Here is a 6,816-nt window from a genome sequence, read left to right on the forward strand (position 1 = left end):
TTGCGCCGCGCTGCCCGCTGACGATCGGGCCGCGGCATTCGCCCGACGTGTCGTGTGCGACGCCGCCTTCGGCCGCGTCGCGGCAGTCGTCACCGTCGATACCTCCCGCGCCGGTTCCGGCGCAATCAGCGTCGCCACCATCACCTGCCGCTGCGCGGGCACGCTTCGCACGGCCGGCTCGCGTGCAAGCAGGACGAATACGCCTGCATGAAGCACGCTCACGGCGGCCACGGTCGACGCGACGTACATTCCGCGACGACGGGAACGATTGCGGGCGAATCGATACGAGCCGCCCGCCGCTCGCGCATCGAAGGCAGCCGTACTCATCGCGCCCGCCATCCGGCCTTCAACGATCGTCGCGTGCACGTACCCAATCGCCTATATGAAGAGGATTGCGTATCGATCGCCACGGTCTCCATCGCTTCGCCCTGCCTCGTTTACGCCCGCCGTCGTCGCCGCGCGCGCTCAGCAATCGCACGCGGCTCCGCATTGCGCCAGCGAATTCTCCCGGCTGCGGAAAATCAGCGGCTGTTCGTCGCGTGGCGTGCAACGTCGCGCGAATTGCACGGCCTGCTCGACCTGGCCGTGGTGCGCGGACTTCTCGCACACCGGATCGGCCTCCTTCGGGTCGCCGGCCAGCAGGTAGGCCTGGCATCGGCATCCACCGTGGTCCACATGCCGTTCGTCGCACGTGCGGCACGGCTCGCGCATCCAGCCGTCGCCGCGAAACGCGTTGAACGCGTCGCTGTCGTACCAGATTTCCCGCAGCGAACGGTCGCGCACGTTCGGCAGCACGAGTCCGGGCAGCGACCGCGCGGCATGACACGGCAGCGCGGTGCCGTCAGGCGCTACGCCCAGGAACACCGAGCCCCAGCCGTTCATGCACGCCTTCGGTCGCCGCTCGAAATAGTCGGGCACGACGAACAGGATCTTGCAGCGCTCACCCACCAGCTTGCGATAGCGGTTGACCGTTTCCTCGGCCTCGCGCACCTGTTCGACGGTCGGCATCAACTGGTCGCGGTTCAGCATCGCCCACCCGTAATACTGTGTGTTCGCGAGCTCCAGGTAATCGGCGCCGAGATCGAGCGCCATCTCGATGATCTGTCCCACGTGCGGCAGGTTGTAGCGATGCAGTACGCAGTTGAGCACCATCGGGTAGCCGTGCGCCTTGATCAGCCGCGCAACGCCGCGCTTCAGTTCGAACGTGCGGGTGCTGCTCAGGAAATCGTTCAGCTCGCGCGTCGAATCCTGCAGCGACAACTGGATGTGGTCGAGCCCGGCCGCCTTGAGCCGCTCGATGCGGGCAACGCTCAGCCCGACGCCCGACGTGATCAGGTTCGTATAGAAGCCGAGCCCGCGCGCATGCGCGACGAGCGTCTCGAGGTCGTCACGCTGCAGCGGTTCGCCGCCCGAGAAGCCGATCTGTGCGGCGCCGAGCGCGCGCGCATCGCCGATGACCGTGCGCCATGCATCGGTATCGAGTTCCGCGCCGTGCGCCGCGAAGTCGACGGGGTTGTAGCAGAACGCGCAGTGCAGCGGGCAACGGTACGTGAGTTCCGCGAGCAGCCACAGCGGCGCGGATGGACGGGAAGTGTCGGCTGCCATGTCAGTCGAGCCAGCCGCGCAGCCGCGCGTGATCGAGGAAACGATAGACGTCGGTCGCGAGATCCGACTGCCTGAACAGGCGCTCGAGTTCGCCGATGATGTCGTCCAGTTCGCGCGTGCCGTCGCAACGCGCGAGAATCTCGCCCGCACTCGGGTTGAGCTTGACCATGCCCTCCGGATAGAGGAGCACGTAGGCATCCTGGGCCGCCTCCCACTGCAGGCGGTACATGCCACTGAGGCAAGGGCGCAGCGGCACGCCGCTGGCGGCTTCGATCGCGTTCATAGCGGGTAGGCCCTTTCGACGGCGTCGAGCATCGACCAGAGAATGTCGAGCTTGAATTGCAGGATGCCGAGCGCGCGCTGCTGCGCATCCGGTGTCGTGAAATGCTGCAGCGTGACCGCGAGGCCATGCTCGACGTCGCGCTGCGCGAGCGGCACGCGGCTGCGAAAGTAATGCAGCCCGGCCGGCTCGATCCACGGGTAATGCGACGGCCAGCCCGCGAGGCGGTCGAGATGGATCTGCGGCGCGAACATCTCGGTCAGCGACGAGCACACCGCTTCCTGCCACGGCGCGCGCCGCGCGAAGTTCACGTATGCATCCACCGCGAACCGCACGCCGGGCAACACGTGCTCGAGCGACCACAATTCGGCGCGCGAGAGACCGCATGCCTCGCCGAGCCGCACCCATGCCTCGATGCCGCCTTCGTTGTCGCCCTGCCCGTCGTGATCGACCAGCCGCTGGATCCAGCGGCGCCGCGTGTCGCGGTCGGGGCAGTTCGACAGGATCGCCGCATCCTTGAGCGGGATGTTGATCTGGTAGTAGAAGCGGTTTGCCACCCAGCCGCGGATCTGCGTGGGCGAACAGGCGCCGCCGTTGAGCCGCCGGTTGAACGGGTGATGGATGTGGTAGCGCGATTCGAGCGCACGCAGGCGCGTCTCGAATTCGGTCGCGGTCCAGGGCGTCGCGTGCAACGCCGTAGCGGGGATCGGTGCGTTCATCGTCAGACCTGGAATTGCATGCCGTCGTGTGCGACGTCGATGCCGTGCGCGCGCAGGTGCGCGTGCTCGACGGAATGCGGATCGAGAATCGGGTTCGTGTTGTTGATGTGCGTGAGCACCTTGCGCGTACGCGCGGGCAGCGTGTCGAGCCAGTCGATCATGCCGGGCCGCCCGTGTTCCGCGCACTGCGCGAGGTGGCCCATGTCGGCTGCGTGCTTGCCCGACAGGCCGAGATCGATCATCTCGGTCCCGGTCCAGAACGTGCCGTCCACCAGCACAAGATCGGCGCCGTCCATGGCCGCACGCACGTCGTCGGTGACCGTCGCGAGCCCCGGCGCATAGAACGCGCGGCGGCCGCTCGCGACGTCTTCGATCGACAGCGCGATGTTGTCCCCGGGCGCGGCCGACGCGCGCCGTGGCGAATAAGGCGGCGCCTTGCTGTCGACGGCAATCGCGGTGAAACGGATGCCGCGCGCGGCGGGCACGTCGAATGGCTCGCCGGGCACGATCGTCTGCGCGGCGACGCCGCAGTAATGGCCGAGCAGCGGTACGAGCGGCAAGCCGGTCGACAGGTCGTCGAGCACCGGCGCGCTCGCATAGAGCGGCAGCGGCGTCGAACGCTCGCGCAGCATCAGCAGGCCCGTCACGTGATCGATCTGCGCATCGCACAGCACGACGGCGGCGATGCCGCTGTCGCGGATCGCGCGCGCCGGTTGCAGGTCCGGGTCCGCGCGCAACTGGGAAAGAATGTCGGGCGACGCGTTGACGAGGACCCAGTCGATGCCGTCGTCGCTGACCGCGATCGACGACTGCGTGCGCGGCAGTACGTGGCCGCTTCCGCTGCGCGCACGGCGGCAGTTCGCGCAATTGCAGTTCCATTGCGGCAAGCCGCCGCCGGCTCCCGAGCCGAGTATCTTGATCTTCATGGGCGTCAGCTCCCGAGGCCGCCCGCGCCGATCACGGCGAAACGGGCGGCACGCACGGCGATCAGCGGTTGGCAATGTACATCGTGATTTCGAAGCCGAAGCGCAGGTCGGTGTAAGACGGTGTCGTCCACTGCATGATGGTGTCTCCTGATTGAGCTGATGAGTTGATGCGTTGCGTGGTGAGTCGAACAACCGCGGAAATCGGGCGGTCGGTTCCTCTTCAGCAAGGAGCGTGCCGAAACCTCGCGTCGGCCGTCCGGCGCCCGCATGAGGCCGTCGTTCGGGCATCGGAATGCCATCCTTACGAATAGCCGACACGATTCGTGCGCGCGCGATCCTCCGCGCCCGCGGCGGGGGGTGCGAGGGGTGTGACAGGTGTTGAATCGTTGAACACCGGTGTTGCAACTTGACACACCGGTCGTGACAGGGCGCGCAGTACGCCGGCCGGGATCCCGCGGCCGGCGCTTCAGTTCTCGTCCGACGGGCGGCGCTCCGTGTCGGCGGCCGGCATCTTCCGGTAGATCGTGTTGCGCGAGACGCCGAGCGCGCGCGCCGCGGCCGACACGTTGCCGCCATGGCGTGCGAGCGCGGCGGCGATCGCGGACGCCGCGACGTCCTGCAGGCGCGCGTCGGCCGGCGGGAACGCATCCGCGACGCACGGTCCGGCAGACGGCTCGTGCGTGACCTGGGCGGCCTGCGCATCGCCGCGATGCAGGTCGTCGAAGAAGTCGTCCGGCAGATGCTCGCGCCGAATTTCGCCATCGTCGTCGACCATCGCCGCCGCCGTGCGCAGCAAGTTGCCGAGCTGGCGGAAGTTGCCGGGCCAGGTGCAGCGCACGAACAGCGCCATCACGTCCGGCGCGACGGTCAGCGGCGGCCGGCCCGGCCCCGCGAACGCCTCGCGTTGCAGCATCTTCTGCACGACCACCGCAAGATCCGTGCGGTCGCGCAACGGCGGCAGGCGCACCACGAGGCCGTTCAGCCGGTAGTAGAGATCTTCGCGAAAGCGATTCTGCGCAATCATGTCGCGCAGGTCGCGGTGCGTCGCGCAGATGATCGCGATGTCCACGGCAATCGTCTTCGTCGAGCCGAGCGGGTTGACGAGGCGCTCCTGCAGCACGCGCAGCAGCCGCACCTGCAACGGATACGGCATGTCGCCGATTTCGTCGAGGAACAGCGTGCCGCCGTTCGCCTGCAGCAGCTTGCCGATCGCGCCCTTGCGGCGCGCGCCGGTGAATGCGCCCTCCTCATAGCCGAACAGCTCGGACTCGATCAGCGTCTCCGGAATCGATGCGCAGTTGACCGCGACGAACGGCGCGTCGCGCCGCGGCGAGTCGTTGTGGATCGCCTGCGCGAGCAGTTCCTTGCCGGTGCCGGTTTCGCCGGTGATCAGGATCGGGATGTCCTTGCCGATCACCTTGCGCACCTTCGCGATCACGCAGGCCACCTGCGCATCGCCGGTGTCGAGATAGTTGAGCCGCGACAGGCCGGCCGACGTGCCGGCGGCCGGCGCCGGCACTGCATTCGCGCGGGCGGCAGGCGCGAGCGCATCGTGGACGTCCGTCGGCCGGCTGCCTTCGGCGAGCGTCGCGCGCCGGAAGTGCACGCGCGCGCACACCACCGCGCCGTTGCCGAGATTCAGCGTCAGGTGTCGGTCGGTACTCGCGCGCATGCGGTCGATCAGCTGCGCGCTCGTGATGTCGAACAGCGACGACAACGTGTGCGCGCGCAGCGCGGCGAGCGGCATGCCGAGCTGGAACTGCGCGCTGCGATTGGCCGACAGGAAGCGGCCGTCGGCGGTAAACGCGACGATTCCCTCCATCAGCGTGCCGAGGAATTCAGGACGGCCGTGGAACGACACCTGCAGCGTCTCCTGAAAGGTCGTCGTAAACAGATGATTCTCGATCATCTGCACCGACATCTTCGCGAGCGCCATCGTGTGCTGGTGATAGCTGCGATGGTCGCCCGTCACGTCGAGCACGCCGATCGCATCACCGTACGGATCGAGGATCGGCACGCTCGAACAGGTCAGGAAGCGGTTCGCCGCCAGGAAGTGCTGGTCGCCGTGGACAACCATCGGGCACAGTTCGGCAAGCGCCGTCCCGATCGCATTGGTGCCCTGCCGGTTCTCCGCCCAGTTCGCGCCCGGGCGCAGCGCCACCTTCTCCGCGCGACGCAGGAAATCGTCGTCGCCGATCGAATGCAGGATCAGACCTTCGGCGTCGGTCAGCACGATCATGCTCTGCGTGTTGACGATCTGCTCGTGCAGCGTTTCCATCACCGGCATCGCGTGCACGCACAGCACCCGGCTCTGCTCTCGCTTGAGCACCAGCGCCGAGCTCGGCAGCACATCGTAGTCGGGCCGGGCCGATACCTGCAGGCCGAATGTCTCGGACCGCTCGTGGGCTTTCTGAATCGACGGCGCGGGCCAGCCGGCGGGATGCGCGGCCCGTGTTCCGGCCGCCTGCTCTACGTCATCGCGCATTGTCTCCTCCGGGGATCCTTCCGGTCATGTGCCGGACTCTTTGCCGTCATTGCAAGCAAGCATCGGGCCACGCCAACGTCGCCGCTCGAATTGAAAGCAGAACGTAATATATGGTCCGGGCACACCCGTGCATGTGCGTCGCGCAACAGACCGGCTTCGTGATACCGCGATTTCCGGACGCGTGACTACCCGTGCGAATCCTGATCTTCCCGGCTGGCGCGTTTCTGGCTTTGTCGCAGATCAAGCCCCGGCCACCGCCCGGACACCCGTGCGGCGCGTGACGGTTGCGCCGACTCCACACCGAGCCTTATCGACATGACACGCCGCCCGATTCGATCCACGCCGTCACCCGCGATGCGGGCGTTGCCCGATGCACCGGCGCCGCCCGCCGTCCCCGCCGTCCTCGCCGTCCACCGCCTGCGGCGCGATGCCCAATCGATCGCGTTCGCCGTGGCCGGCGCCGCGCACGGCCACCCGGTCGTCGTGCTGCACGGCGGGCCCGGCAGCGGCAGCCAGGCCGGCATCCTGCGGCTGTTCGACCTGACCTGCGTGCGCGTCGTGCTCGTCGACCAGCGCGGTGCAGGCGCCTCCGCGCCGCGCGGCGGCACGCGCCACAACAGCACCCCGCGGCTGATCGCCGATCTGGAGGCCGTACGCGAACAGCTCGGCATTGCGCGCTGGGGCGTCGTCGGTGGATCGTGGGGCGCCGCGCTCGCACTCGCCTATGCGGGTACACATCCCGCGCGGGTGACCGGCGTCGTGCTGCGCGGCCTGTTCCTGACGTCGCCCCGCGAAGTCCGC

The 6,816-nt window shown here is 68.1% G+C and carries 8 protein-coding genes; 1 reads left to right on the forward strand and 7 read right to left on the reverse strand.

Going from position 1 to position 6,816, the window contains the following annotated elements; translation table 11 throughout:
• The 7 genes from G3N96_RS36835 to G3N96_RS36865 form a co-directional block, all read right to left on the reverse strand.
• Positions 1–222: hypothetical protein (locus G3N96_RS36835; protein WP_206140286.1), on the reverse strand; the 222-nt coding region annotated here is incomplete at its 3' end.
• 243 nt (positions 223–465) lie between these two features.
• Positions 466–1,605: a pyrroloquinoline quinone biosynthesis protein PqqE gene (gene pqqE / locus G3N96_RS36840; RefSeq protein WP_206140287.1), complete on the reverse strand. Its 1,140-nt coding sequence runs from the start codon at positions 1,603–1,605 to the stop codon at positions 466–468.
• Position 1,606: 1 nt separating this feature from the next.
• The gene (gene pqqD / locus G3N96_RS36845; RefSeq protein WP_039369440.1) at positions 1,607–1,888 is read right to left on the reverse strand and encodes a pyrroloquinoline quinone biosynthesis peptide chaperone PqqD; all 282 of its coding nucleotides are present in this window, start codon (positions 1,886–1,888) and stop codon (positions 1,607–1,609) included.
• A complete protein-coding gene (gene pqqC / locus G3N96_RS36850; protein WP_039369437.1) occupies positions 1,885–2,604 on the reverse strand; it encodes a pyrroloquinoline-quinone synthase PqqC in 720 nt (239 codons plus the stop codon). Before pqqC ends, pqqD begins: the two co-directional genes overlap by 4 nt.
• 2 nt (positions 2,605–2,606) lie before the next feature.
• Positions 2,607–3,530 (reverse strand): pyrroloquinoline quinone biosynthesis protein PqqB, encoded by a 924-nt coding sequence (pqqB, locus tag G3N96_RS36855; RefSeq protein ID WP_124585580.1) that lies wholly within the window; start codon positions 3,528–3,530, stop codon positions 2,607–2,609.
• A 61-nt stretch (positions 3,531–3,591) separates the two neighbouring features.
• The gene (gene pqqA, locus G3N96_RS36860; RefSeq protein WP_006485436.1) at positions 3,592–3,666 is read right to left on the reverse strand and encodes a pyrroloquinoline quinone precursor peptide PqqA; all 75 of its coding nucleotides are present in this window, start codon (positions 3,664–3,666) and stop codon (positions 3,592–3,594) included.
• 330 nt (positions 3,667–3,996) lie between these two features.
• Positions 3,997–6,015, reverse strand: coding sequence for a sigma-54-dependent Fis family transcriptional regulator (locus tag G3N96_RS36865; protein ID WP_124585578.1), 2,019 nt, complete (start codon positions 6,013–6,015; stop codon positions 3,997–3,999).
• 315 nt (positions 6,016–6,330) lie between these two features.
• Here G3N96_RS36865 and G3N96_RS36870 point away from each other — a divergent pair.
• On the forward strand, positions 6,331–6,816 hold a 486-nt coding region (locus G3N96_RS36870; protein ID WP_206140288.1), incomplete at its 3' end, for an alpha/beta fold hydrolase.

The organism is Burkholderia sp. Se-20373 (assembly GCF_017104705.1).
Classification (GTDB): Bacteria; Pseudomonadota; Gammaproteobacteria; order Burkholderiales; family Burkholderiaceae; genus Burkholderia.

What these genes read in the sequence shown, in the direction of transcription:
- pqqE (WP_206140287.1), bottom strand. Translation starts at nt 1,605, where the DNA reads ATGGCAGCCGACACTTCCCGTCCATCCGCGCCGCTGTGGCTGCTCGCG.
- pqqD (WP_039369440.1), bottom strand. Translation starts at nt 1,888, where the DNA reads ATGAACGCGATCGAAGCCGCCAGCGGCGTGCCGCTGCGCCCTTGCCTC.
- pqqC (WP_039369437.1), bottom strand. Translation starts at nt 2,604, where the DNA reads ATGAACGCACCGATCCCCGCTACGGCGTTGCACGCGACGCCCTGGACC.
- pqqB (WP_124585580.1), bottom strand. Translation starts at nt 3,530, where the DNA reads ATGAAGATCAAGATACTCGGCTCGGGAGCCGGCGGCGGCTTGCCGCAA.
- G3N96_RS36865 (WP_124585578.1), bottom strand. Translation starts at nt 6,015, where the DNA reads ATGCGCGATGACGTAGAGCAGGCGGCCGGAACACGGGCCGCGCATCCC.